General features: G+C 41.1%; 21 protein-coding genes. 16 read left to right on the top strand and 5 right to left on the bottom strand.

The window, feature by feature from the left end; all coding sequences use genetic code 11:
• The first annotated feature begins 11 nt into the window (after nucleotides 1–11).
• The 6 genes from KV40_RS00485 (at nucleotide 12) to KV40_RS00455 (ending at nucleotide 8,231) form a co-directional block, all read left to right on the top strand.
• Entirely contained in the window at nucleotides 12–1,430 is a 1,419-nt protein-coding gene (locus KV40_RS00485) for an aminotransferase (RefSeq protein ID WP_253274114.1), read from the top strand.
• Between the two features lie 90 nt (nucleotides 1,431–1,520).
• Nucleotides 1,521–2,630, top strand: coding sequence for an alanine dehydrogenase (gene ald / locus KV40_RS00480; protein WP_036476734.1), 1,110 nt, complete (start codon nucleotides 1,521–1,523; stop codon nucleotides 2,628–2,630).
• 641 nt (nucleotides 2,631–3,271) lie between these two features.
• Entirely contained in the window at nucleotides 3,272–4,831 is a 1,560-nt protein-coding gene (locus KV40_RS00470) for a sodium:alanine symporter family protein (protein WP_036476730.1), read from the top strand.
• Nucleotides 4,832–5,012: 181 nt separating this feature from the next.
• Nucleotides 5,013–5,738, top strand: coding sequence for a sulfite exporter TauE/SafE family protein (locus tag KV40_RS00465; RefSeq protein WP_036476723.1), 726 nt, complete (start codon nucleotides 5,013–5,015; stop codon nucleotides 5,736–5,738).
• A gap of 499 nt (nucleotides 5,739–6,237) precedes the next feature.
• Nucleotides 6,238–7,797 carry a sodium:alanine symporter family protein gene (locus KV40_RS00460; protein WP_036476721.1) on the top strand — a complete coding sequence of 520 codons (1,560 nt, stop codon included), beginning with the start codon at nucleotides 6,238–6,240 and terminating at the stop codon, nucleotides 7,795–7,797.
• 11 nt (nucleotides 7,798–7,808) lie between these two features.
• Nucleotides 7,809–8,231, top strand: coding sequence for a universal stress protein (locus KV40_RS00455; protein ID WP_036476720.1), 423 nt, complete (start codon nucleotides 7,809–7,811; stop codon nucleotides 8,229–8,231).
• Between the two features lie 93 nt (nucleotides 8,232–8,324).
• Here KV40_RS00455 and KV40_RS00450 read toward each other — a convergent pair whose 3' ends face one another.
• From KV40_RS00450 to KV40_RS00435, 4 genes are all read right to left on the bottom strand, one after another.
• Nucleotides 8,325–10,403, bottom strand: coding sequence for an EAL domain-containing protein (locus KV40_RS00450; RefSeq protein WP_052055213.1), 2,079 nt, complete (start codon nucleotides 10,401–10,403; stop codon nucleotides 8,325–8,327).
• A 137-nt stretch (nucleotides 10,404–10,540) separates the two neighbouring features.
• Nucleotides 10,541–10,873 carry a hypothetical protein gene (locus KV40_RS00445; RefSeq protein WP_036476718.1) on the bottom strand — a complete coding sequence of 111 codons (333 nt, stop codon included), beginning with the start codon at nucleotides 10,871–10,873 and terminating at the stop codon, nucleotides 10,541–10,543.
• A 39-nt stretch (nucleotides 10,874–10,912) separates the two neighbouring features.
• Nucleotides 10,913–11,800 carry an ABC transporter permease gene (locus tag KV40_RS00440; RefSeq protein WP_036476716.1) on the bottom strand — a complete coding sequence of 296 codons (888 nt, stop codon included), beginning with the start codon at nucleotides 11,798–11,800 and terminating at the stop codon, nucleotides 10,913–10,915.
• A 79-nt stretch (nucleotides 11,801–11,879) separates the two neighbouring features.
• Entirely contained in the window at nucleotides 11,880–12,899 is a 1,020-nt protein-coding gene (locus KV40_RS00435; protein ID WP_036476715.1) for a daunorubicin resistance protein DrrA family ABC transporter ATP-binding protein, read from the bottom strand.
• Between the two features lie 221 nt (nucleotides 12,900–13,120).
• Between KV40_RS00435 and KV40_RS35920 the strand changes: the two genes are divergently transcribed.
• The 10 genes from KV40_RS35920 to KV40_RS00385 all read left to right on the top strand — a co-directional run bounded on the left by KV40_RS35920 (nucleotide 13,121) and on the right by KV40_RS00385 (nucleotide 21,855).
• Nucleotides 13,121–13,693, top strand: a complete 573-nt coding sequence (locus KV40_RS35920) for a winged helix-turn-helix domain-containing protein (RefSeq protein WP_216595473.1) — start codon at nucleotides 13,121–13,123, stop codon at nucleotides 13,691–13,693.
• Entirely contained in the window at nucleotides 13,647–14,033 is a 387-nt protein-coding gene (locus tag KV40_RS35915) for a restriction endonuclease (protein ID WP_216595472.1), read from the top strand. The genes KV40_RS35920 and KV40_RS35915 overlap by 47 nt, the downstream gene beginning before the upstream one ends.
• A 134-nt stretch (nucleotides 14,034–14,167) precedes the next feature.
• Nucleotides 14,168–14,842 carry an amino acid ABC transporter permease gene (locus KV40_RS00425; RefSeq protein ID WP_036476713.1) on the top strand — a complete coding sequence of 225 codons (675 nt, stop codon included), beginning with the start codon at nucleotides 14,168–14,170 and terminating at the stop codon, nucleotides 14,840–14,842.
• 123 nt (nucleotides 14,843–14,965) lie between these two features.
• Entirely contained in the window at nucleotides 14,966–15,619 is a 654-nt protein-coding gene (locus KV40_RS00420; protein ID WP_036476711.1) for an amino acid ABC transporter permease, read from the top strand.
• Between the two features lie 13 nt (nucleotides 15,620–15,632).
• Nucleotides 15,633–16,532, top strand: a complete 900-nt coding sequence (locus KV40_RS00415; protein ID WP_036476708.1) for a transporter substrate-binding domain-containing protein — start codon at nucleotides 15,633–15,635, stop codon at nucleotides 16,530–16,532.
• Between the two features lie 204 nt (nucleotides 16,533–16,736).
• Nucleotides 16,737–18,275, top strand: a complete 1,539-nt coding sequence (locus KV40_RS00410) for a dicarboxylate/amino acid:cation symporter (RefSeq protein ID WP_052055212.1) — start codon at nucleotides 16,737–16,739, stop codon at nucleotides 18,273–18,275.
• A 45-nt stretch (nucleotides 18,276–18,320) separates the two neighbouring features.
• Nucleotides 18,321–19,088, top strand: a complete 768-nt coding sequence (locus tag KV40_RS00405; protein ID WP_036476705.1) for a TSUP family transporter — start codon at nucleotides 18,321–18,323, stop codon at nucleotides 19,086–19,088.
• Between the two features lie 30 nt (nucleotides 19,089–19,118).
• Nucleotides 19,119–19,907: an amino acid ABC transporter ATP-binding protein gene (locus KV40_RS00400; protein WP_036476701.1), complete on the top strand. Its 789-nt coding sequence runs from the start codon at nucleotides 19,119–19,121 to the stop codon at nucleotides 19,905–19,907.
• A gap of 58 nt (nucleotides 19,908–19,965) precedes the next feature.
• Nucleotides 19,966–20,610: a hypothetical protein gene (locus tag KV40_RS00395; protein WP_036476699.1), complete on the top strand. Its 645-nt coding sequence runs from the start codon at nucleotides 19,966–19,968 to the stop codon at nucleotides 20,608–20,610.
• A 387-nt stretch (nucleotides 20,611–20,997) separates the two neighbouring features.
• The gene (locus tag KV40_RS00385) at nucleotides 20,998–21,855 is read left to right on the top strand and encodes a metallophosphoesterase (protein WP_036476693.1); all 858 of its coding nucleotides are present in this window, start codon (nucleotides 20,998–21,000) and stop codon (nucleotides 21,853–21,855) included.
• A gap of 135 nt (nucleotides 21,856–21,990) precedes the next feature.
• On the opposite strand, the gene KV40_RS00380 is transcribed toward KV40_RS00385, so the two are convergent.
• On the bottom strand, nucleotides 21,991–23,961 hold the full coding sequence (locus KV40_RS00380) for an aconitate hydratase (RefSeq protein ID WP_036476690.1): 1,971 nt from the start codon (nucleotides 23,959–23,961) through the stop codon (nucleotides 21,991–21,993).
• Between the last annotated feature and the right edge of the window lie 63 nt (nucleotides 23,962–24,024).

Here is a 24,024-nt window from a genome sequence, read left to right as displayed (position 1 = left end):
GAGGCAACACGATGTTAGATCGTACTGACGAGCCGATGAATGTAACGAATTTAGAGGAAGTTACATCCTCACGTTCGCGAAACGAAGTATCGCTGACTCAAATGGATGTCGAGTCATTATGGCATCCGATGGTGCAGCACAAAAAATATCAACGCAACCCACCCAAACGCATGGATACGGCAGCAGGTTGCTACGTCACCGATAGCGAGGGTAAAGAATACCTAGATGGGGTGTCGGGACTGTGGTGCGTTAATGTCGGCTATGGACGAAAGGAATTGGCAGAAGCAGCACGCGAACAGCTTGTAGAACTGTCTTATTTTCCTCTTGTGATGAGCCATTCTCCTGCAATAAAACTGGCAGCCAAACTCTTAGAGTTATTAGATTTTGAAGGCAAAGTTCACTTTTCCAACAGCGGTTCGGAAGCCAACGAAACGGCATTTAAAATGGCGCGTCAATATCACGCTCAAACGGGTAGCGGTTGGCGGTATAAAATCATTTCTCGCTATCGAGCATATCACGGCAATACTATGGGTGCGTTGAGTGCTACCGCTCAAGCCGAACGTCGCGCTAAATACGAACCTCTCGTACCTGGTTTTTTTCACGTTCATCCACCCTACTGCTATCGCTGTCCGTTTGGTAAAACCTATGGCTCTTGTAATATTGAATGTGCCAGTTCTATCGAAAATACGATCGTTCATGAAGGGGCAGAAACTGTTGCGGCAATCATCGTCGAACCCGTAATTTCTGGCGGCGGTGTTATCGTACCTCCCGATGAATACTTACCGATGTTAAGAGATATTTGCGATCGCTACGGTATTATTTTAATCTTCGATGAGGTTGTAAGCGGTTTTGGACGTTTGGGTAAGATGTTCGGACACGAACACTGGGAAGTTAAGCCAGATATGATTACTCTGGCAAAAGGCATTACCAGTGGTTATTTACCCCTATCGGCAACTGTCACCCAACAGCATATTTTTGAAGCCTTCTTAGATGAAACCGATTCAACTTCTCATTTTCGCCATATTAATACTTATGGCGGTAATCCCGCTTCGACCGCTCTGTCTTTAAAAAATATTGAAATTTTAGAAACCGAACGGCTAGCAGAAAATGCCGCCAAGATGGGAGCTTATTTGAGATCGGAACTAGCAACTTTAGAAGACCATCCCTATGTAGGAGATATACGCAGTAAAGGATTGCTCTTAGGTATCGAATTAGTGGCAGACAAACAGACTAAAGAACCTCTGGCGGGAGAAAAAGTAGGGGCAATTGTCTCTCACTGTTTGAAACTGGGTACGATAATCGGACGTAATGGCAGCACCGTACCAGGGCTTTCTAACGTGTTAATTATCGCTCCACCTTTGATTTTGTCCGAGGCAGACGCAGACATCATAGTTAATAGCTTGAAGCAAGCTTTGGATAGTCAGGTTTAGTGAAAGGGTAAAGGACTGTATCTCTTTATTCCTGTAAAAGATATTTTTCAAATTTGTCAATCATTCATACACAAAAAATAGAGGTTAATTATGGAAGTTGGAGTACCAAAGGAAACTAAAGATCGAGAATTTCGGGTAGGTTTATCACCTGCTAGCGTTCGCGTTCTGGCAGATAGAGGACATCATGTGTTTGTTGAAACTCAAGCAGGCATCGGTTCTGGCTTTAGTGATGAGGAGTATCAAAAAGCTGGTGCGACTATTGTTTCACAAGTTAAGGATGCCTGGAATAGAGAACTGGTAATAAAAGTCAAAGAACCACTAGCAGCAGAATATCAGTTTATCCAACAGGGACAAATACTGTTTACCTATCTACATTTAGCCGCCAGTAGATCGCTTACCGAATATCTAATTGATTCGGGAGTAACGGCGATCGCTTATGAAACTGTAGAACTCAATCGCACTTTACCCTTACTCATGCCGATGAGCATAATTGCAGGTAGGCTGGCGGTACAGTTTGGCGCACGCTTTTTAGAACGACAACAGGGAGGCAGAGGAGTTCTGTTAGGCGGCATCCCTGGCGTGTCTCCTGGTCAAGTCACTATCTTAGGCGGCGGTGTCGTCGGTACGGAGGCGGCAAAGATCGCCGTAGGTATGGGTGCGAAAGTACAAATTTTTGATATCAACGTCGAGCGATTATCTTATCTAGAAACGCTGTTTGGTTCTAGAGTAGAACTACTTTACAGCACTCCTGCCGCTATCGAAGCTGCCGTTCCCGATGCAGATTTATTAATCGGTGCGGTATTAGTCCCAGGTAGAAACGCTCCCACTTTAGTCGATCGCGCTTTAGTCGCAAAAATGCGTTCTGGTTCGGTCATTGTCGATGTTGCTGTAGATCAAGGAGGATGTATTGAAACCCTGCGTCCGACTTCTCACAGTCAGCCTACCTATGTCGAGTCGGGAGTAGTACACTATGGCGTACCTAATATGCCTGGTGCCGTACCCTGGACGGCTACTCAAGCTTTAAATAACAGTACCTTGCCCTATGTAATTAAACTTGCCGACTCTGGAATTAAAGCTTTAGAAAATGATGCTGCTTTGGCTATGGGTTTAAATGTTAAGAACTATCAGTTAGTTCATCCTGTAGTGAAACAAGTATTTAAAGATTTAACTACTCGTAATGTTGAGTTTGCCTTAACTTGAGTAGAGCGATCGCTTTTTAGGCTCGAAGCTTTTGAAAGCTGTAATAATACCATTTCTTGAAACTAGCTAGATAGATAAAATTAAAAATGTAGGTTGGATTGAGGTACGTTCGCGAAGCGTTCTCGAAGAGTAACCCAACATCAATAGGCTTTTGTTGGGTTGCACTATCGTTCAACCCAACCTACCAAGTCTCCAGTTACTTTTGAGAATTGGTATAAGTTTAAAAACGAGCAATTAAAAAGCATCAAACAATCTTTATTAGCAAACTGTTTGAATCGTTTGTCAAAACAGTTTGTTAATTTCACTTGGCAATTTTTATGTTTTTTTATCTCAGAGATCGAAAAATAAGAGTAAAAATGCCAATTTATTTTAATTAATCAATTGCAAAAAATACAGCATTCAATAATCATATTTTTCGTTTAATATTTTTAATTAGAGCTTTGTAAATTTCGAATATTCTATTGCGATCGAGTACATATTGTATATTTAACAACAGTTTTTTTGGACAAACAATTGCAAGCTTAAAATCAAAATATAGGAAGTTGTGGCAATTTACGTTATGTATAAATGTTTATTTTATTGTTGAACATTTTCTGTTTAAAGAATCGAGCGAAATTGCAATTTAATTTAGATAAAAAATCATGAAACAATTATGGCTACAGCCTAAAAAATATTTTTGGGTTTTAATTCTGTTTATAGTTTTAATACCTCAAATTGCTTGGGGACAAGAAAAATCTGCTTCTGGTAATTTTTCAGGAGGATTTGAAGCAGCATTTCAAAAAATTGTCGATATTCTCAACCTGTTTTTGTACTTTAAAATTGGTGGTGAAAATGGGATGCCACTAATTGTTCTGTGGTTAATTGCTGGAGGCATCTTTTTTACTTTTAGACTTAAGTTTATTAATCTTCGTGCTTTCACACACGCTATTGACGTGGTGCGGGGTAAGTTTGACGATGATGAAGATGAAGGAGACGTTTCTCATTTCCAAGCTTTATCCGCAGCCCTTTCTGGTACGGTAGGAATCGGTAACATTGCTGGTGTGGCGATCGCTATACGGATGGGTGGACCTGGAGCGGCATTTTGGATGACTATGGCTGGTTTTTTGGGGATGTCGAGTAAGTTTGCCGAATGTACCCTGGGTCAAAAATACCGCATTATCAAGCCCGATGGTACGGTGGGCGGTGGACCGATGTACTACCTATCTCGGGGCTTGTCTTCTATCGGTATGAATCGCTTGGGTAAGGGACTTGGAGTAATGTTTGCTATCTTTTGTGCTATTGGTGCTTTGGGAACGGGAAATATGTTCCAGTCAAATCAGGCTTATGCAGCAGTATCCAACGTAATACCTTTTTTTGCTAACTACAGTTGGCTGTTTGGCATTCTGTTGACAACAGCAGTTGGGCTGGTGATTTTGGGCGGAATTCAGCGTATTGCAGCAGTAGCTGAAATATTAGTACCTTTAATGGCGGTAATTTACACCATAGCTTGTGTTTGGGTAATGCTAGTCAAATTTACCTCAATTCCTGGAGCGATCGCTACTATTGTTACTACTGCCTTTAGTCCAGAAGCAGTTGCGGGAGGAGCCTTGGGAGTAATTGTAATTGGATTCCAACGAGCGGTTTTTTCTAACGAGGCTGGCATTGGTACGGCAGCGACGGCTCATGCAGCAGCACGTACCGACGAACCAGTTAGAGAAGGTATAGTAGCTTTGCTAGAGCCGTTTATCGACACGATATTTATTTGTAACCTAACGGCGATGACGATTGTTCTAACTGGCGTTTATGCCGATCCCACCGCCACAGATCTTGACGGAGCGCAGCTTTCGGCAGCATCGTTTGCGACAGTTATTAGCTGGTTTCCCTATGTAATTGCTTTGGCTGGATTTTTATTTGCCCTTTCAACTATGATTTCCTGGAGCTATTACGGACAACTATCTTGGGCTTTTCTTTTTGGCGATCGCACCGTCAACATTTACAAAATAATCTTTTTAGCCTGTGTATTTATCGGCTCGGTAATCAATCTCGATTTAGTTTTACAATTCAGCGATATTTTAGTCTTGGCTATGTCTGTACCCAATTTATTAGGCTGTTTTCTCTTATCTGGTGTCATTGCTCGCGATCTAAAAAGCTATATGTCTCGCCTCAAGTCTGGGGAAATGCTAGCAGAAAATGAAAAAGTCAGAGAACCCGTATTGAAATAGAGGAAGTAAATTATACCAACTATCAAAAGTGCATAGACAAACCAGCAAATCACTAATTATTAAAAATAATTTACACGAACTTTGCTGCATCTTACTTTTGACTTCTTGGCGAGCGTTCCCTTGCTGAGGAAACCTCAGTGGGGTCTCGCCGCTTTTAACTTTTGACTTTTGACTTCAAAAAATGGATATCTACAGCAATGAATATTTAGTAGTAAGCAGTATTATTTTTCTGGCGGCTTTAACCCATAGCATAACTGGCTTTGGTTTTTCTATTGTTGCCATGTCTTTTTTACCTAGAATTGTCGGTTTACATACCTCAGTACCCTTAGTTACCCTGGTTACTATAGTTGGCAATTCAATAATCTGGTACTATTATCGGCGTGGTTCTAGTTTTAAAGCTGTAGGAAGACTGACTATTGCCTCCTTAATTGCCACTCCAATAGGCATTTATTTTCTCGACCTCATTCCCGAAACCATTGCTCTAAAAGGATTGGGAATTTTAATTGTCAGCTACGTACTTTACGATTGGTTCGATTTGACTCTACCCAAATTAAAGTCGCAAATCTGGGCTTATTTGTTTGGCGGGATATCGGGTATTCTCAATGGTGCTTATACAATTAACGGTCCCCCACTAATTGTCTACGCCAATTGTCGTCACTGGACTCCTGAAGAATTTAAAGGTAATTTAACCGCTTTATTTTTTTTTAGTTCCGTACTTGCTGCGATCGCTCACGGCTGGCAGGGGAATATAACCATATCTGTTTGGAAGTTTGCCATTTATAGCCTTCCTGCTTTTAGTGTTGGACTCTGGCTGGGAATAATATTTTCTAATAAGCTAAATCCCATTATTTTCAGGCGTATTACTCTAGCTTTACTGTTGATAGCGGGGGCGAGATTGCTAATTTAATCTTTCCAGAAAAAGAACGATTGTATTTTTTATTAAATTGAATCTCATACATTTTTTAACTTAAAGCATAGAATAACTGCTAAAAATGCGTAAAATTAGAAACTGTTTATTGTTTGATGCTTTTCAAGAGTTTTTGTGTTTACAAAACTTTTGAGAAATTGAAATATTCTCGTATATTTGGTGACAGTTTTTTTAAATAAATAATTGCAAGCTTAAAAACAAAATTCGTAGAAATAGCATTTTAAGCCAATTAACAGCGTTTTTGTAGCGGTTTTCAAATCAATGAAGTACAAATACAAACTCAGATTAAAAACCTAAAAATTTCTTTTCCTGTTCCCTGTTCTCTAACTCCATTAAAATGTACCTCATCTAACAGAGAATCGCTTATATATTGCAGGTTTAAAGTCTATTTGACTTGCGTAAGTATTAAAAAAAAGCTTAGAGCTAATAGCTACCACGAAGCGGTTAAAAAAGTCACAATTCAACCAAATAATAAATCATGAAACAACTATGGTTGCAATCTAAAAAATATTTTTGGTTTTTCTTTTTATCTATAATTTTAATTCCCCAAATCGCCCTGGCGCAGGAAGAAGCAACCCCTGGTGGTTTTTTAGGTGGCATTGAAGCAGTATTTCAAAAAATTGTCGATGTTCTAAATCTGTTTTTCTACTTTAAAATCGGTGGCGAAAATGGAATGCCGTTGATTGTCCTCTGGCTGATTGCTGGAGGCATATTTTTTACCTTACGGCTAAAATTTATTAATATTCGCGCCTTCAAACACGCCATCGACGTAGTGCGGGGCAAATTTGACGATCCCGAAGATGAAGGTGATGTTTCTCATTTTCAGGCACTCGCTGCCGCTCTTTCTGGTACGGTAGGCATTGGTAATATTGCGGGAGTTGCGATCGCGATTCGTCTGGGTGGTCCAGGGGCAGCTTTTTGGATGACTATGGCGGGKTTTTTGGGTATGTCGAGTAAGTTTGCCGAATGTACTCTCGGTCAGAAATATCGCATTATTAAACCCGATGGTACGGTTGGCGGTGGTCCAATGTACTACCTCTCTCGCGGTTTATCGGCGATGAATATGGCTGGTTTGGGTAAGGCATTGGCGGTGATTTTTGCGGTTTTCTGCGCCGTTGGCAGCCTGGGCATTGGTAATATGTTTCAGGCAAATCAGGCTTTTGCCGCAGTATCTAATGTCTTGCCGTTTTTTGAGAATCTTAGCTGGTTGTTTGGCATTATTCTGGCGGCTGTAGTTGGGCTAGTGATTATCGGCGGTATCGAACGTATCGGTGCGGTTGCTGGAGTCCTGGTTCCTGTAATGGCGGTAATTTATACTCTAGCTTGCTTGTGGGTAATGCTGGTTAATATTACCTCAATACCAGCAGCGATCGCTACAATTATTACTACTGCTTTTAGTCCTGAAGCCGTAGCGGGTGGAGCTATTGGCGCAATTGTCATTGGGTTTCAACGAGCGGCTTTTTCTAACGAGGCGGGATTGGGATCTGCCGCGATCGCCCATTCTGCGGCTCGTACCGACGAGCCAGTTAGAGAAGGTGTGGTAGCTTTGTTAGAGCCGTTTATCGACACGATGTTTATTTGTAATTTAACGGCAATTGTCATCGTTCTGACAGGGGTTTACGCCGATCCTAACGCTATAGACTTAGACGGAGCGCAACTTTCAGCAGCATCCTTTGCCACGGTTATTAGTTGGTTTCCCTACGTAATTGCCGTAGCGGGATTTTTATTTGCCCTTTCGACGATGATTTCCTGGAGTTATTACGGACAGCAGGCATGGGGATTTTTGTTTGGTGATAGTACCACTAACGCCTATAAAATTTTATTTCTAATCTGCGTCTTTGTCGGTTCGGTAGTTAATCTAGGTCCCGTACTCGATTTTAGCGATATTCTGGCACTAGCCATGTCTCTACCCAATTTATTAGGCTGTTTCCTAATGTCGGGATTAATTGCTAGAGAGTTAAATAACTATATGTCTCGCCTCAAGTCTGGGGAAATGTTAGCAGAGACAACAAAAGTCAAAGAACCCGTATTGAAATAGAGGATAAAATTATGAGCGTTATTAAAAAATCTGTTCTCATTCCCATCGATTTTTCAGAACTATCCTATCAGGCGATCGCTACTGCTAAAGAATACGTCGAAGATATTGCCTATCTTAATCTGATTCACGTTCTGACCCCTCTCCATCCAGCCGATCCAGCAGCGATGTGGAATACTCTAAATGATGACGAACGCAAGCATAAAGTCAGCGATTTTTTGCAAACCAAGCTTGAGGAGATGGGCTATAGCGGAGCAAAAATTAGCGTAGCGATCGGCGACCCTAGTACCGAAATTGTAGACTATGCCGCAGAAATTGGCGCGGATTTAATTATTATGCCTTCTCACGGACGCAAAGGTGTAAGTCGCTTTCTACTAGGCTCGGTAGCAGAGCGTGTAGTGCGGCTCTCTCCCTGTCCAGTTTTGATTTTGAAATAAATAAATTGGTACGAAAAGGAATATTTTCAATCAGCAGCATTACTTTATTTACTTTTCAGACGACCTCTTGGTAGCGGGTTTGAGATTGCTAATTTAATTGTCTTTAAAGTTATATTGACGGCGATCTTTTTTCCGTTTCTTTTTTTTGAGAAACAAATCACTCACAAAATCGGGATTCATCGGCTTACCAAAATAATACCCCTGTATGAAATCTGCCCCACAATCTCGAACAATCTGCAACTGGGCAATTGTTTCTACCCCTTCTGCTACTACCAAAAATCCCAAATCGTGGCATAACTTTATACTTGATGCCAATAATATCTGCCCCCGCTCTTCATCATCTTGAGGGCAAACTACTAACTTACGGTCTAACTTTATTTCATCTGCTTCTAAGACTAACAAACTGGTCAAAGAAGAATAGCCTGCGCCAAAATCATCAATAGAAATTAGATGACCTGCCTCTCGCAACTGACGAGTCACTGATTTTAAAGCTTCTAACTCTACCGTATAAGTATGCTCGGTAATTTCAATATAAAAACAAATTTTTTGTTCTTTGGCTCTGGCAATAAAATTGCGTACTGCTTGTGAATCTAACAAAAAATCTTTATCAAAATTGATACTAATTGGGGGAACTAATAGTCCCATAGCTCGCCACCGCAGCACATACTCGAACGCCAAATTTACTACCTTCTCGTCTACTGCCTTTGATAGACCTTGTTGATAGAGAACGGGCAAAAAAGTCGGAGGTCTGATTTTTCCTGTGGCATCTTGAAACCGCAGTAATGCCTCCAGACCAACTAATTTAAATGTTTTGGCATCTACCTTTGGTTGAAAATAGAGCAAAAACTGTCCACCTCGTAATTGTTGTAATAGCTGCTGTGCCGAAGTCATACTATTTAGCATCGCCATTTGCTGGGTGGCAAATAAGCGTTCTTCTTGACGCTCGATCTCTTCATTGACAAAACTATAGGCATCCTCCCCCAGAAGTTTTAGTAAGTGAAGCGGAGTCTTAAATTGATAACTGGCAAAGACTAGGAAAGGATAGTAAATACAACCATCGATCGCCATACAGAGCAGTTGTGTAATCACTGCCCATACCGAACCGTTAGTGGAAATATAGGCACTATAGAGAGGTGGTGACATCCAGTGAATCGTAACTGGTGCGATCGCAAATACTCCAAAATGCACTGCTATCAAAGCGATCGCCATATTAACAAATGGAACGACAAAAAACGGAATAAAAAAAATAGGGTTGAGAATAATTGGCAACCCAAACAGCAGGATTTCGTTAACGTTAAATAGTGAAAAGGGCAGGCTAAGACGAGCGAGCGATTTAAAAGAAGTTGTCCTTTTGGAGAAAAGAACCAGTAATGGAATTACCAATGTCGCTCCAGAACCACCTATGTTCATAAATACATCATGAAAAGTTTTTAGCCGAAGACTAGAGATTTCTCCAGACGGAACACCCTTAAGAAGTCGAAATAAACCATCGGCACTATGTTCCCCGTGTACCCCCAAAAACCAAGTTAGAAGCGAAATTGTTTTGTACAAAATGAGTTCTCGAATTTCACCAATCTGTCTAAATTTGGGAACAGCCTGAGTTAACAAAGGTATAATGGCTAATGCCAGCAACATTCTGAGCAGTTGTCCCACCGCTTCAAAACATAGAACGCTTAGTAAACCAGGAATCAAAAGATTTACAGTTTTCTTGAGACGGGGGCTGATATCTGTCTGATACTTAATAAAGCGAAATTGAGAAAATTTTGAAAAATAGTGCAGTAGACTTACAGCAAACCAGGTACAGGGGATACTAGTAAGAATCGAACTATGATAGGAGAAAAGTTGACCCGATTCATCAATTGCTAAAAACCCCGATATTCTGAAAAAACAAACCATAGAAATCAGAATAGTACCAATTCTATCCAGGTCTTTCTCTTTTGCAAGCAGAATACTGAGGGATATATTTAAAAATAAGGGTATCAAAAAGAAATACAGACGGTTAATTTCATTTCCGTTAATGGCAGATGCTGTATTAATTCCCCAACTTTCTAGTAAACCAGTCAAGCCAGAAAGCAAAACCAAAATATTCATTATTAGAACAATTGGCAATAGGGATGTAAAAGCTTCTCTAAGAAGTGCGAGACTTTTGGAATTAGCAGACTGATTTAGCATTAATGAGAAAGCTCGTGGCTATTTAGCCTTAGCATTCCCAAATTTAGGCTGGATAACAACACAAAAGAAAACTGCTAATAAAAAAAAGCCCGCTTTCACAGGCTTTTTAAGTTCGAATACAAACCATAGGCGATCGCCTATTGAGCGGTGTTTTCAGTGTCTGGCGCTCGCTGTTGCTCTAACATTCTCTGCTGCTGCATTTTAAATTCTTGAGCAGAATTATTAATTTGTCCTCGAGATTCTTGTTGAAACTCTTCAGGAGTACGACCATTTCTCAAGTTGGCGCGGTGAATTAATTCCATAGGATTAATTCCCGTAACTCCCTCACCATATAAAGAGTCTTTTTCATTAGATGGATAATTGGCATCGTTGGGTTCGCGGTATTGCGCCATAGCGGCTAAATTCAAACTAGAACCTACTAAGGTAACTACCGTACCTACTAGCAACCAAAAACTTTTATTAATTGGCATTTTTTTAACCTCTTACGATCGATATAAATTCAGATAAAATTAAGCAAAACGACGGCGCAATACTGGCTGAATGATTGCTAGAACTAATGCATCAAAAGCTAACAACACTAGAATAACACCTCCAAAGCTAAATCCCAGCCAGGGGGTATCCATGACGATGCTGCCAATTGCCCAATCTCCGTGTTGGTAGATGTAGCGAATTGGTTCGATCGCATAAGTTAGAGGGTTGAGACTGGCAATAACCTGTAGCCAACCTGCCATAAAGTCTAAAGGAGCTAGTGCGGTACTGGCAAACAAGAGAGGTAAGTTAGTCACAAATACTACTGCAATTAGTTCGATGTGTCCTGGGAGGGCAAAAGCCAAACCGAGACTGAGTGCCGTTACACCCAAAACAATTAAAAATACAATTGCCGCGATCGCGCTTAAGCCAGCAATCCCTGGCAGTCCCGCACCTAAAAAGGCACTGGCACCAATGATTACTGCCGTTTGAATCACGCTAAGAGCGATTATATAGATAGTTGACGCGGCAACAATCGAATAGCGTGTTGACAGGGGAGCAACCAATAAACGGTTGAGAAAACCAAACTCGCGATCGAACATTACGGGCAAACCTGCATTTAATGCGCCAGAAAATGCCGTAAAGACAATTACTCCTGGTGCTAAGAATTTGGCATAACTGAGGTCGTTACCAAATAGCCCTTGAGGAGCTTTGCTAAATAACGCGCCAAACAAAACCAACCACATAAAGGGTTGAATGATGCCTGCAATTAAAGTCGAAGGACGGCGTTGCAGTTGAATAAATAGACGTTTTGTAAGTGCCGAAGTTTCTTGAACGAAATCCTTAATCGGACTCGGTTGATATGCGGTTCGTTGGTCAATTGCCGAATTGGGGGCTAATACAGACTGTATATTTTGACTGGCATCCATAATATTTATCGCTCTCCTATTAATTAAATTATTGAAATTTGGGCAAATAATCTTTTATCCCTACAGATTTTTTAAATAATTACTTCATTTGCTGTTTTTTCTCTTTTTTGAGATCTCTAGTACTCGCTGCCGCCATTTCTGCATCCATTAGGGTTAGTCCTGTAGCTGCTAGATAAACGTCATCGAGACTGGGGCGAGATTGAGCGAGGCTAAAGGTAGGAAGATCTACTTCGGCTAAAGACTGCTCGATTTTACTCAGAGAACTCTGTCCAGAACTTACGATTAAATTAATTGTATTACCTTGCACTTTATTAATAATAACTTCTTCGACAAAGGGTAAAGATTCCAAAATGTGCTTAGCTTTGTCGGCTTCGGTGTCAGGAGTAAACTCGCGGATGCGTAAAGTGACGCGATCGCCACCAAGCTTATCTTTTAACTCTGAAGGGCTACCTTCATCGATAATCAATCCATCGCCAATAATTGCCAGGCGATCGGCTAGAGCGTCGATTTCTTCTAAATAGTGACTGGTAATTAATACGGTTGTTCCCGCTGCTTTTAACTGCCGTAAAAATTCCCAGACGACCATGCGGCTTTCAATATCTAAGCCAACAGTAGGTTCGTCTAAAACTAATACTTCTGGCTGGTGTAACAAACCTGCTGCCAAATCCAACCGCTTGCGGATACCCCCCGAATAGGTACCAGTTTTTTTATCGGCGTAGTCAGTCAAGCCTAAAACTTCAATTAAACCATCGATTCTCTGCTTCATTCCCTGTTTGGGGAGATGATAGAGTGCGGCTTGCAGTTTTAGTAACTCCCTACCCGTTAGCACTTTATCGATCGCTACTTCTTGCGCCACATAACCCAGGCAATTGCGTACCGCTTTAGGTTTGGCGATCGCATCAATGCCGCTAACTTCAATCTTTCCCCCATCGGGTTTGGCTAAGGTACACAAACAGCGAATTGTAGTAGTTTTACCCGCACCATTGGGTCCAAGTAAACCAAATATTTCTCCCTGTCCGACAGTAAAAGAAATGTCTTTAACAGCAGGGACATCTCCATAGTTTTTTTGTAAATGTTCGATTACGACGGCAGCAGCCATATACCTTTTATAGTTGTGTTTAAACTCTGCTTTAGTTTTTATTGTAATAGTTTTACCTTCTTAAAATGAAGTTTTGTGAATATGTATCGCTCTTTGCTTTAAAGACAAATTGCAATTGCGGTCTTTGTCATTTCATTAGATTTGCAAGTTTGTTAACTGATACATTAATTATTTGGCAAGATTTGGGCAAAATAAGAAAAATACTAACAGAATAGATTGTCGTGACGATACCAGATTATCAATCTTTAATGCTTCCTGTACTGAAATCTGTAGCCCAGGGAGAAATAAGGTTGAGTGACTTGGTTGAATCGCTGGCAACAGATTTAAAACTTTTAGAAGAGGAGCAAAGCGAACTACTTCCATCAGGACAACAAACCGTTTTTGCTAATCGAGTAGGCTGGGCTAAAACCTATCTAAAAAAAGCGGGACTACTGGAGTATCCCAAAAGGGGATATTGTCGAATTACAGAGTGCGGTCAAAAAGTATTAGATTCACTCCCTTCTAAAATTGATAATGTCTTTCTTAGTCAGTTTAATGGTTTTAAACAGTTTAGAGATAGATCTTCTCAAAAAACCGAATCTGATTCTCTAGATATTTCGAGTAACGATGATAGTCATACCCCCGACGAAATTATCCGCTCCGTCCACAGTCAAATTGAAGTCGAACTGGCGGAAGAAATTCTCGATCGCATTCTGGCTAGCCCTCCAGATTTTTTCGAGCGGTTAATCATTATCCTGCTCATTAAGTATGGGTTACGGAGGTTCTACCCAAGAAGCAGGAAAAGCTTTGGGTAGAAGTGGGGACAATGGAGTCGATGGTGTAATCGACCAAGATGCTTTGGGATTAGATCGCGTCTACATTCAAGCAAAACGTTATATTCCTAGTAATAGTATAGGTTCTGGTGCTATTCGTGATTTTTTTGGCAGTTTAGATCGGCATAAAGCCAGCAAAGGTCTTTTTGTGACTACTTCAACTTTTTCGGCTTCGGCTAAAGAAACCGCCGAATTTTTAAGTAAACGTATCGTACTAATAGATGGTAGACAATTAACTAAGCTGATGATTCGCTACAATGTAGGCTGTAGAATCGAAGAGACGTTGTATCTCAAGAAAATTGATGAAGAATTTTTTGTATAGTAACTTTTTTTGTCAATAGTTTGTTCGATCTCGTTACCTTTTAAACTCAAAAATAAACCGTATAGATTGGTACATTATTTTAGCCAGTTTGTGTATACAGTCTACATAATAAAAGGCAGTCTTTTTATTTAAAGATGAACTATACTTTTGATTTTTCTGTCATTTGGGAAAACATTGATGTTTTACTGGCTGGAGCGTGGCTGACTTTAAAAATTTCGGTGCTGGCGATCGCCTTCGGGCTAATGCTCGGCATATTAGGTTCCTTGTGTCGTACTTCTGGGAATAAAATACTTAATGCGATCGCTCTAGCTTATGTAGAAATAATTCGCAACACTCCCTATTTAATCCAGCTATTTTTTATCTTTTTTGGCTTGCCCAATTTGGGTCTTACGCTTTCGGCAGAACAGGCGGCAATTCTATCTTTAGCGGTAAATTTTGGTGCCTATTCTACAGAAATTGTACGGGCTGGAGTTGAAAGTATTCCTAAAGGTCAGATCGAAGCAGGTATGGCAATTGGCTTTAAAAAACTGGCAGTATTCCGCTATATCGTTATTCCTCCAGCACTGGCAAATATCTATCGAGCCTTAATCGGGCAGGTAATTCTGGCAGTGCTATTTACTAGCGTTGTCTCCCAAATCGCGGCAGAAGACTTGACTTATGCAGGAGACTATTTAAACTCTCGCACCTTTCGCAGTTTTGAAATTTACTTTACCATCGCACTTTTATATTTGGTTATTGTCTGGCTAATTAAAGGAGTGGCTTTTGCGATCGAAAATCAGGTATTTGAGTTTGCTAAATATAGACGATAGATAGTGCCGCCAGGCAAAAGTAAAAAATTAAAAGTCAAAAGTTAAAAGATAAAAGGCAAAAAAAATTAGGTTGAAAATAAAAACTTCTAGCTTCAAAATAAACACGGTAAAAGTGGTTTAAACATGGATAGTTTTACGCTTTCACGTATATTTATAAATTTAGTCATTGCTACCAAGTGGACGCTAATTCTTTCGGCGATCGCTTTTATTGGTGGTGGTATTGTTGGCTTTATCGTCATGCTAATGCGGATTTCTTCAAAGAAATGGCTGAGAGTGATTAGCACGATTTATGTCGAATTTTTTCAAGGAACGCCACTACTACTACAGTTATTCCTGGCTTTTTTTGGGCTGTCGGTGGTATTTGGCGTAAATTTATCTCCCCTGGCAGCAGCTACCTTGGCTTTAACGGGATTTACCAGTGCTTTCTTAGCCGACATTTGGCGTGGCTCGATTGAAGCATTGCCCCAGGGACAATGGAATGCAGGAGCGGCAATTGGTTTTAGCTATTGGCAACAGCTACGACTGATTATTTTGCCCCAGGCGGTAAAATTATCCATCGCTCCAACTATTGGTTTTTTAGTTCAGGTAATCAAAGGAACTTCTCTCGCTTCAATTATCGGCTTTACCGAACTCTCAAGGGCGGCGGCTTTAATTAACAACGTTACCCTGCAATCATTATTAATATTTGGTCTGGCTGGCTTAATTTATTTTGTTATTTGCTATCCCCTCTCTACCTGGAGTCAGCAATTAGAGAAAAAGTTATCTTATAAAGCTTAGGAGCGCGATCGCCATGACTTTAGAGTTTTTAAAAGCATTATTTCCTAACGGGATGAGGAGGTTTGTTGCCTTATTTTTGGTCAGCTTATTTTTAACTGTCAGCATTGCTGCTTGTTCTGAGAGCAAGTCAGATTCGGTAAAATCTCAGGCAAAGGTAGCTACTGAAGATGTTGCCCAAGTCGCACCTACAGGAACTTTAGATGACATACAAGCAGCAGGAAAGATTGAAATTGCCGTACCTGCTGATTTTCCACCTTTTGGTGCGGTAGGAACCGATATGAAACCCAGAGGTTACGACATCGACGTAGCAAACCGCATTGCTAAAGGGTTAGGGGTAGATTCAGAACTCGTTTCAGTGGTAGGAAATTACCGCATTCCTTTTTTACAAACAGACAGAGTCGATTTAGTCATTTCCAGCCTGGGTAAAAACGAAGAACGAGCGGCAATTATTGACTTTTCTCAACCCTATGCACCTTTCTTTTCTGGAGTTTATGGCAGACCAAATGTTGAAGTTGCTTCTTTTGAGGAACTTAAAGGACAAACTGTTGGTGTCGCTCAAGGTTCTTTAGAAGACTTGGAAATATCTAAAATACCTCCAGAAGAAATAGATATCAAACGCTATGCCAATAATAGTTTGACGGCTTCGGCTTTGGTATCGGGTCAGGTAAACTTAATCGCTACGGGAAATGTGGTTGCAGCCAAACTAATTCAAGACAATCCAGGTCAAAAAATCGAGCGGAAATTTATTATGAAAAATTCTCCCTGTTATGTAGGCATTCGTAAAGGAGATGAAGAACTGTTGGCAAAAGTTAACAACATTATTACCAATCTCAAGCAGTCTGGAGAATTAGATCGATTATCTATAGAGTGGTTTGGCGAACCTTTACCTAAAGATTTAGCTGCTGTTACTTAAAAAAAAACAGATAAATCAAAATAGTAGCAAACTTTTGTCATTGACAAAGTTTTAAGTCTAATTTTGTCAAATTTGTTTTTTGTATAGAGGCTAGGTAGATAAAAATTTTAAGCAATAATTTGTATTAAAACCGCAGTCTACTTTACTGTACGATCTATTTTTTACTTCGATAATTAATTCAATACTTTTTCAAGTAATTAGATAATGACTCAGCAACAACAAAAATCGTTGTTAATACCGATATTAATTGGAATCGTTATCGGTATTTTAGTAGGTGGAATACTTCCCGCAGTTGGAATTTCTATTGCTTTTCTGGGGGAACTATTTATTAATGCCTTGTTAATGTTAGTTATCCCTTTGGTGATGACTTCAATGATTGCTAGCATTACTGGTTTGGGTGATGTGCGTCAGCTTGGCGGCATTGGCGGTAAAACAATTATTTTTTATACCATAACTACTGGTTTGGCAGTTTTACTAGGTTTACTGTTAGTTAATATCATTCAGCCAGGAGTTGCCGATACCGAAGCAGACCGTGTGGCTTTAAGAGGCGGTCAGGTTTTAGAGAATGTCGCTTATGAAATAAACGACAACACGATTAGCTTTGATGGCGCAACCATTAGAAAACCATTTGACGATCGCTATATGGCGGTGCTTGAAGACCAAAACGAGATTCGTGGTACCATCGCTCCCGAACAACAGTCTAAAGGCAGTCTTACCGTAACTGGGTGGACTAATCCCGCAGGAGAATCAGTTACTCCCAAAGCTACGGGTCAAGGGGTGCAAATAGATCTGGCAGTTGCCGACAAGATCAAGGGTAAAGAAGAAAGCTCTATCGGTGCCGTTCTCAAAGAAGTGATAATTGGCTTATTACCACAAAATCTTTTTGGCGCAATGGTAGACAATGACGTACTGCCGTTGATTATCTTTTCGCTGTTATTCGGTGGCGTTCTGACTACGTTGGGAGAGAGAGGCGAACGAGTAATTCTTTTGGTAGAAGGGCTAAACGATGCCATTATGAGGATTATCGATTTAGTTTTACTTACCGCTCCTGTAGGAATCGCTGCCTTGATTGCAGGACGTTTGGGTGAGGCTGGAGGATTTGGCGGTTTTGCTGCTGAGTTTGCCAGTTTGGGTAAATACGCCGCTACGGTAATTGTTGCCTTGCTAATTCACGGTTTGGTAGTTTTACCTTTAATTTTAAAGTTTGTCGGCAAACGCAATCCTTTTGTCTATATAAGAAGGATGCTACCAGCATTAACTACGGCTTTTTCTACTGCCTCCAGTTCTGCCACTTTACCTCTGTCAATGGAATGCGTCATCGAAAAAAATCATGTTTCCCATCGGATTGCCAATTTTGTACTGCCTTTGGGAGCGACGATTAATATGGATGGAACGGCTCTTTATGAAGCTGTGGCTGCGGTATTTATCGCCCAAATTTACGGCATCAACTTGAGTTTCGGACACCTGGTAGTTATATTTCTAACTGCAACCTTAGCAGCCATTGGCGCGGCGGGAATTCCAGAAGCTGGTTTGGTAACGATGGTAATTGTACTCAGGGCTGTTAATATTCCCATTGAAGGTGTTTCATTAATCTTAGTTATTGACTGGTTCCTCGATCGCTGTCGCACGACGGTTAACGTCTGGGGCGATTGTGTCGGTGCGGGAGTAATCGATCGCCTCGAACGAGGTACGGGCAAACCCGCTACTGTCGAAGAACCAGCAGTAATTCCTTCTGGTGTTTAGCCTTAAGTAGCTTATTCCCGATGAAAACCAGCTAAAAGCTTATAAATGATCTTAATCGTTATCTTGCTAACGGGAATTATAGCTGGCTTCGTAGATGCGATCGCTGGTGGTGGCGGTATGATTATGATTCCAGGTTTAATCTTTAGTGGCTTACCCGTAGCAACCGCGATCGCTACCAACAAACTCTGTGGAACTTGTGGCGTGTTAACTAGTTCGATCGAATTTGCTCGCTCCCAGCAGGTCGATTGGCAAGCCTGTATTTATATGGGTATTCCCGCCGTTTTTGGTTCTTGGCTTGGTAGTCGATCGATTGGTTTTTTACCCACAGCTTGGGCAGAACCAATTGTAATTTTATTGATGGTGGCAATTACTTTGTTTGTTGTCTTCAAACCTGATTTTGGCTTAGAAAAGTCTGCACACGTAGCGATCGCTCAATCTCACAGTTCGATACAGATTCTAAAATTAGCCTGTTTCGGCGCAATTATTGGCTTTCACGATGGTTTTTTTGGTCCTGGAGCGGGGACTTTTTTAGTATTTGCTTTAGTGTATATTCTGTCATTAGATTTTTTGCGTGGCACCGGTACGGCTAAAGTTATCAATTTTATGACTAATCTTATCGCGCTGATATCTTTTTGGCTTTTAGGTATGGTTAGCTTGCCCGAAGGTATTGCTGGCGCGCTTGGGGTTGGAGTTGGTGCTTATATCGGCTCGACTGTGGCTACTGTTAGAGGAGCTAAGTTTATCAAACCAATTTTTATTACAGTAACTACGGTTTTAGTAGGTAAGTTGCTGTGGGAATATCTCGAACTTTAACTAAAACTATCAATAACTGAGGACAATAAAATGACTGACTTTCAACCACAATCGCGTTCATCCAGTACGGCTACCCTAGATACCCAACCGATTATCGTCGCTCGTGATGTCGAAAAATGGTATGACAATGGCTTTCACGTCCTCAAAGGAGTCAGCCTGAGTGTTAACCAAGGTGAAGTGGTAGTGCTGATGGGTCCTTCTGGTTCTGGTAAATCTACCTTTATCCGCACCTTTAACGGTTTAGAACCCTATCAAAAAGGTAGTATTGAAATCGACGGTACTGTTATCGGTCACAACCATAAAGGTATCGAATTAGTGCGCCGTGAAGTAGGGATGGTGTTTCAACAATTCAATCTGTTTCCCCATCTGACGGTGCTAAAAAATATTACCTTGGGTCCTACTCACCTGCGGCGAATATCTAAATCGGAAGCCAATGCCAATGCCATGCAGCTATTAGAACGAGTAGGCATTGCCCATCAAGCCAATAAATATCCAGGTCAGCTTTCTGGCGGACAACAACAGCGTGTGGCGATCGCTCGCGCTTTGGCAATGCAGCCCAAAGTGATGCTGTTTGACGAACCGACCTCAGCACTCGACCCTGAAATGGTTAGGGAAGTATTAGATGTTATGCGCGGTCTGGCAGAATCTGGCATGACAATGGTGTGCGTCACTCACGAAGTCGGCTTTGCTCGTGAAGTAGCCGATCGCATTATCTTTTTAGCTGATGGCAGCCTGGTAGCCGATACGACTCCCCATGAGTTTTTTAACAACCCAAAAGAAGAACGCTTACAGCAGTTTCTGGCACAAATTTTGCATTGATTTAAAAACTAAAAAATAACCAAAAAATAAATTTATCACTTAGCAAAGAGGATAATACGTGTGGGGTAAATTTGTATTTCAAGGCAAAAAGTTAACACGCTTTCTCTGTTTACTTTATTTTTTACCGTTACTTTTATTGTGTGCGGTATTTTTTGCTAGCTTACGGTTGAATGTTCCTATAGGTATGTTCACACGCGATCCTGCTTATATTGCCGATTTTAGTCCTTTAGTTGGTTTAACCTCAAACATTGGAGTCTTATTATGGAGTGCGTCTGCGACCATATGTCTATTTAGCTGGACAATGTTACGGCATCGTTTAAATAAAAAGCGGTTTGCAACGTTTTTACTTAGCTCTGGTCTTATAACCACGCTACTTTTGCTAGACGATTTTTTTATGCTACACGAATACATATTTCCTCACTATTTAGGTATAGATGAGAAAATCACCCTTGTTAGCTATGTAGGACTAATATTTTTTTGGATGATAGCTTTTAAAAATTTTATCCTCAAAACAAAGTATTTTATTCTTGCAATCGCGTTTGGCTTTTTTGGGTTGTCATTGTTCATTGATGTATTTCAGAATTATATTCAAATAGTTTTGGGAAGCTGGCGTATTTTCTTTGAAGATGGGTTTAAACTATTGGGTATTGTAGGCTGGTTGGGCTATTTTATAAAATGTTGTTCGAATGCATTTTTCAATTGATAACCTTAATCTGTCACTTGGGGAGATTTTCAGGAAAGCACGTCATTTTAGCCAACAAAAAATTAAGATTTTAACCCAGTTTGACAAAAGAGGGGTTACGCTCATGGACCTTTATTGCTCGAGAAACCTTTTATTGTTGACCGACTGCTCAAAAAATTCCTGCAAAGGAAATACCAAACCGAAATCGCTCTGGTTAAACTGCCAGATTTTTTAGCTTATGATGCTCGTAAAGCCATGGTTTGGCGAATTAAATTGAGCCAAAATCTCTTGAAAATAAATGTCTGCAAAATTTTGCCATTGACAGAAAATCTTTAAATTCGAGCGAATTGTTACTTTTTTGTGTCTAAATTACATTAGACAAATATATATAAGCAATACAATTGATTAATGAAGCGACGTAGTTTTTTATCTTTAGCGTTTCTAAGCGGATTGGGACTGGCTTTAGGTTCTCATGTAAGATTAGATAGCTCCACTTCTGCCTCTACCACTCCTTTACTGCGGTTTGCTGCTGTAGGTGATGTGGGGACGGGAAATAAGAGTCAATATGAGGTGGCTAAAGCTATGGAGGGTTATCACAAACTCAATCCCCTCTTGTTATTTTTATTGACGGGAGACAATATTTATGAGGATGGAGACATAGCTAAAGTTGCTAGTGCTTTTGAATCTCCCTATCGTGTTTTTAGACAACAAAATATTCCTTTTTATGCAGTTTTGGGCAATCACGATATTAGAACTAACAATGGTGAAGACCAAGTTCGGTATCGAGGCTATAACATGAGCGATCGTTACTATACCTTTAGCGAAGGAGCGGTGGAGTTTTTTGCTCTCGATACTAATACAAATGCCTCCTGGACGGAAGAGCTAGCTTGGCTAGAAGAAAATTTAGCCCGTTCCACAGCTGTCTGGAAAATTGTCTTCGGACATCATCCAGTTTATTCTTCTGGTGCTCATGGTAATACCGCCAGACTAGTCGAAGCTCTACCACCCTTATTCGATCGCTACAATGTTCGACTATATCTTAATGGTCACGACCATCATTACGAGCGTACCAAGCCAATTGGTAAGACAACTTATTTAACTTGTGGTGCTGGTGCTAAACTGCGTCCTGTAGGTAAGTCCGACTGGACTGCCTATGCTGTTTCCAGATTTAGTTTTGCCGTCATCGAAGCCTATGCAGACCAATTGAAAATCTTCGGTGTTGGTACTGACGGAGAAATATTCGACCGCAGCAACATTAGAACCTAAAGATTTACTGTATGTAACGCGATCGCATCATTTTAGCCGATGGTAGCCTAGTAGCCAATAAGACTCCCCCAGGAATTTTTTAATAACCAGAAAGAGGAACTGTGGCAAGCGTTCCTCTCTCAGATTTTGCACTAGCTACTGTGCCGCAACAGCTAGATTTTGTTTGAAATAGTTAATTAAGCCGCCAGCTAAAATTAATTCTCTTTGCCGCTCGCTGAGACTATAGGTAAGCTCGTAAGTGCGATCGCAAGTTTTATGTTTGACGAGAATATTTTCACCTGCTTTTAAAGCCCGATGCAATCCTTCAAACACTAACTCATCGGCAGCAGCAATAGCGTCATAATCTTCGGGATTGACAAATTCTAAGGGGAGAATGCCAAAATTAACCAAATTTTGCCAGCCAATACGAGCATAAGACTTAGCGATAACCGCAATTTGCCCTAAATAGCGAGGTGCGATCGCCGCGTGTTCTCGACTCGAACCCTGAGCATAGTTATCACCAGCGACTAAGACATGAGCGCCATATTCATCTTTGGTTTCTCTAGCTCGTTCGGCAAAGGTTGCATCTAATAAATAGTAAACAAATTCGCTAATTTTGGGAATATTGCTACGAAATGGCAATACTTGCGCTCCTGCGGGTAAAATTTCATCGGTAGAAATGTTATCTCCTACCTTAAGTAAGACGGGAACGCTGGCACTGTCTGGCAAAGCAGAAAATTCGGGAAAAGATTCGATATTAGGTCCTTTTACTATCTCGACGTTACTGCCATCGCTAGGAGGTGGCACCAGCATTTCGGTATTGATAATTTCTGTTTCTGGCGGCTCGAACTGAGGATAGCTCATGTCGTACAGTTTCTCCAGATCTCTAGGATCGGTAATTTTTCCCGTTAGAGCCGAAGCAGCAGCGGTTTCAGGGCTGCACAAATAGACACGGTCGTCGGCAGTACCAGAACGCCCAGGAAAGTTACGGGGCATAGTTCTTAAAGATATTTGTTCGGAAGCTGGAGCTTGTCCCATGCCGATACAGCCCAAACAGCCAGCCTGATGAAACCTCGCTCCCGTATGGATCAAATCTACAAACGCCGTTCCCATAGCGGCTAAATTCTCGATCGCCTGACGGGATGTAGGATTGACATCAAAAGAAACGCGGTCGTTAATAGTTTTGCCCTTTACCATCTGACTGACGATCCAAAAATCTCGCAAGCCAGGATTGGCTGAAGATCCGACTACTACCTGAGACACTTCTCGACCTGCAACTTCTCTTACTGGCACGACATTACCAGGACTAGAGGGACAGGCGATTAAAGGTTCTAACTCGGCAAGATTAATTTCTTCGGTGAGATCGTATTGGGCATTTTCGTCGGCGACTAGTTCTACCCAATCTTCTCCCCGTCCCTGAGCGATTAAAAATCTTTTGGTTTCTTCATCAGAAGGAAAAACCGTAGTAGTTGCCCCTAATTCCGTACCCATATTGGCAATTACGTGGCGATCCATCGCGCTGAGATTTTCCAGACCAGGACCGTAATATTCAATAATTTTGCCCCTGCCGCCATCGACATCGTAACGGCGTAACATCTCTAAAACTACGTCTTTAGCACTTACCCAGTCTGGTAGCTTACCAGTCAGCTTAACGCCTAAAACCTGTGGCATCTTGAGATACATTGGTTCGCCAGCGATCGCCATAGCGACATCGATACCACCCGCACCAAAAGCCAACATCCCCATCCCGCCTGCTGCAGGGGTATGACTATCAGAACCAATTAAGCTTTTGCCAGGTACGCCAAACCGCTCCATGTGTACGGCGTGAGAAATCCCATTACCAGGACGACTGTACCAAATCCCAAATCTCTGACAAGCCGAACGTAAAAATAAATGATCGTCGGCATTTTTAAAGTCAGTTTGCAGCAAATTATGATCGACGTATTGAGCCGAAAGCTCTGTTTTGACTTGTTTGAGTCCCATCGCTTCTAACTCCAACATTACCATCGTCCCCGTTGCATCTTGTGTCAGGGATTGGTCGATACGTAAAGCGATTTCTGCGCCAGGAGTCATCTTGCCAGAAATTAAATGAGATTGGATTAGTTTTTGGGTAACGTTTAAATTCATCGATACTTTTGTTTCAATTCGAGGTTTTCAAGCGATCGCGCCCGATAAAAATGCCAATGCCAT

It is taken from the genome of Myxosarcina sp. GI1 (genome assembly GCF_000756305.1).
Classification (GTDB): domain Bacteria; phylum Cyanobacteriota; class Cyanobacteriia; order Cyanobacteriales; family Xenococcaceae; genus Myxosarcina.
This window is presented reverse-complemented; position numbering and strand designations above follow the sequence as displayed.

Bases quoted from the DNA above. Each gene is read 5' to 3' on its own strand.
- KV40_RS00440 (WP_036476716.1), bottom strand. From the start codon at position 11,800: ATGGATGCCAGTCAAAATATACAGTCTGTATTAGCCCCCAATTCGGCA.
- KV40_RS00450 (WP_052055213.1), bottom strand. From the start codon at position 10,403: ATGCTAAATCAGTCTGCTAATTCCAAAAGTCTCGCACTTCTTAGAGAA.
- KV40_RS00400 (WP_036476701.1), top strand. From the start codon at position 19,119: ATGACTGACTTTCAACCACAATCGCGTTCATCCAGTACGGCTACCCTA.
- KV40_RS00410 (WP_052055212.1), top strand. From the start codon at position 16,737: ATGACTCAGCAACAACAAAAATCGTTGTTAATACCGATATTAATTGGA.
- KV40_RS00470 (WP_036476730.1), top strand. From the start codon at position 3,272: ATGAAACAATTATGGCTACAGCCTAAAAAATATTTTTGGGTTTTAATT.
- KV40_RS35915 (WP_216595472.1), top strand. From the start codon at position 13,647: ATGGGTTACGGAGGTTCTACCCAAGAAGCAGGAAAAGCTTTGGGTAGA.
- ald (WP_036476734.1), top strand. From the start codon at position 1,521: ATGGAAGTTGGAGTACCAAAGGAAACTAAAGATCGAGAATTTCGGGTA.
- KV40_RS00380 (WP_036476690.1), bottom strand. From the start codon at position 23,961: ATGAATTTAAACGTTACCCAAAAACTAATCCAATCTCATTTAATTTCT.
- KV40_RS00445 (WP_036476718.1), bottom strand. From the start codon at position 10,873: ATGCCAATTAATAAAAGTTTTTGGTTGCTAGTAGGTACGGTAGTTACC.
- KV40_RS00405 (WP_036476705.1), top strand. From the start codon at position 18,321: ATGATCTTAATCGTTATCTTGCTAACGGGAATTATAGCTGGCTTCGTA.
- KV40_RS00465 (WP_036476723.1), top strand. From the start codon at position 5,013: ATGGATATCTACAGCAATGAATATTTAGTAGTAAGCAGTATTATTTTT.
- KV40_RS00485 (WP_253274114.1), top strand. From the start codon at position 12: ATGTTAGATCGTACTGACGAGCCGATGAATGTAACGAATTTAGAGGAA.
- KV40_RS00435 (WP_036476715.1), bottom strand. From the start codon at position 12,899: ATGGCTGCTGCCGTCGTAATCGAACATTTACAAAAAAACTATGGAGAT.
- KV40_RS00415 (WP_036476708.1), top strand. From the start codon at position 15,633: ATGACTTTAGAGTTTTTAAAAGCATTATTTCCTAACGGGATGAGGAGG.
- KV40_RS00385 (WP_036476693.1), top strand. From the start codon at position 20,998: ATGAAGCGACGTAGTTTTTTATCTTTAGCGTTTCTAAGCGGATTGGGA.
- KV40_RS00455 (WP_036476720.1), top strand. From the start codon at position 7,809: ATGAGCGTTATTAAAAAATCTGTTCTCATTCCCATCGATTTTTCAGAA.
- KV40_RS00420 (WP_036476711.1), top strand. From the start codon at position 14,966: ATGGATAGTTTTACGCTTTCACGTATATTTATAAATTTAGTCATTGCT.
- KV40_RS00425 (WP_036476713.1), top strand. From the start codon at position 14,168: ATGAACTATACTTTTGATTTTTCTGTCATTTGGGAAAACATTGATGTT.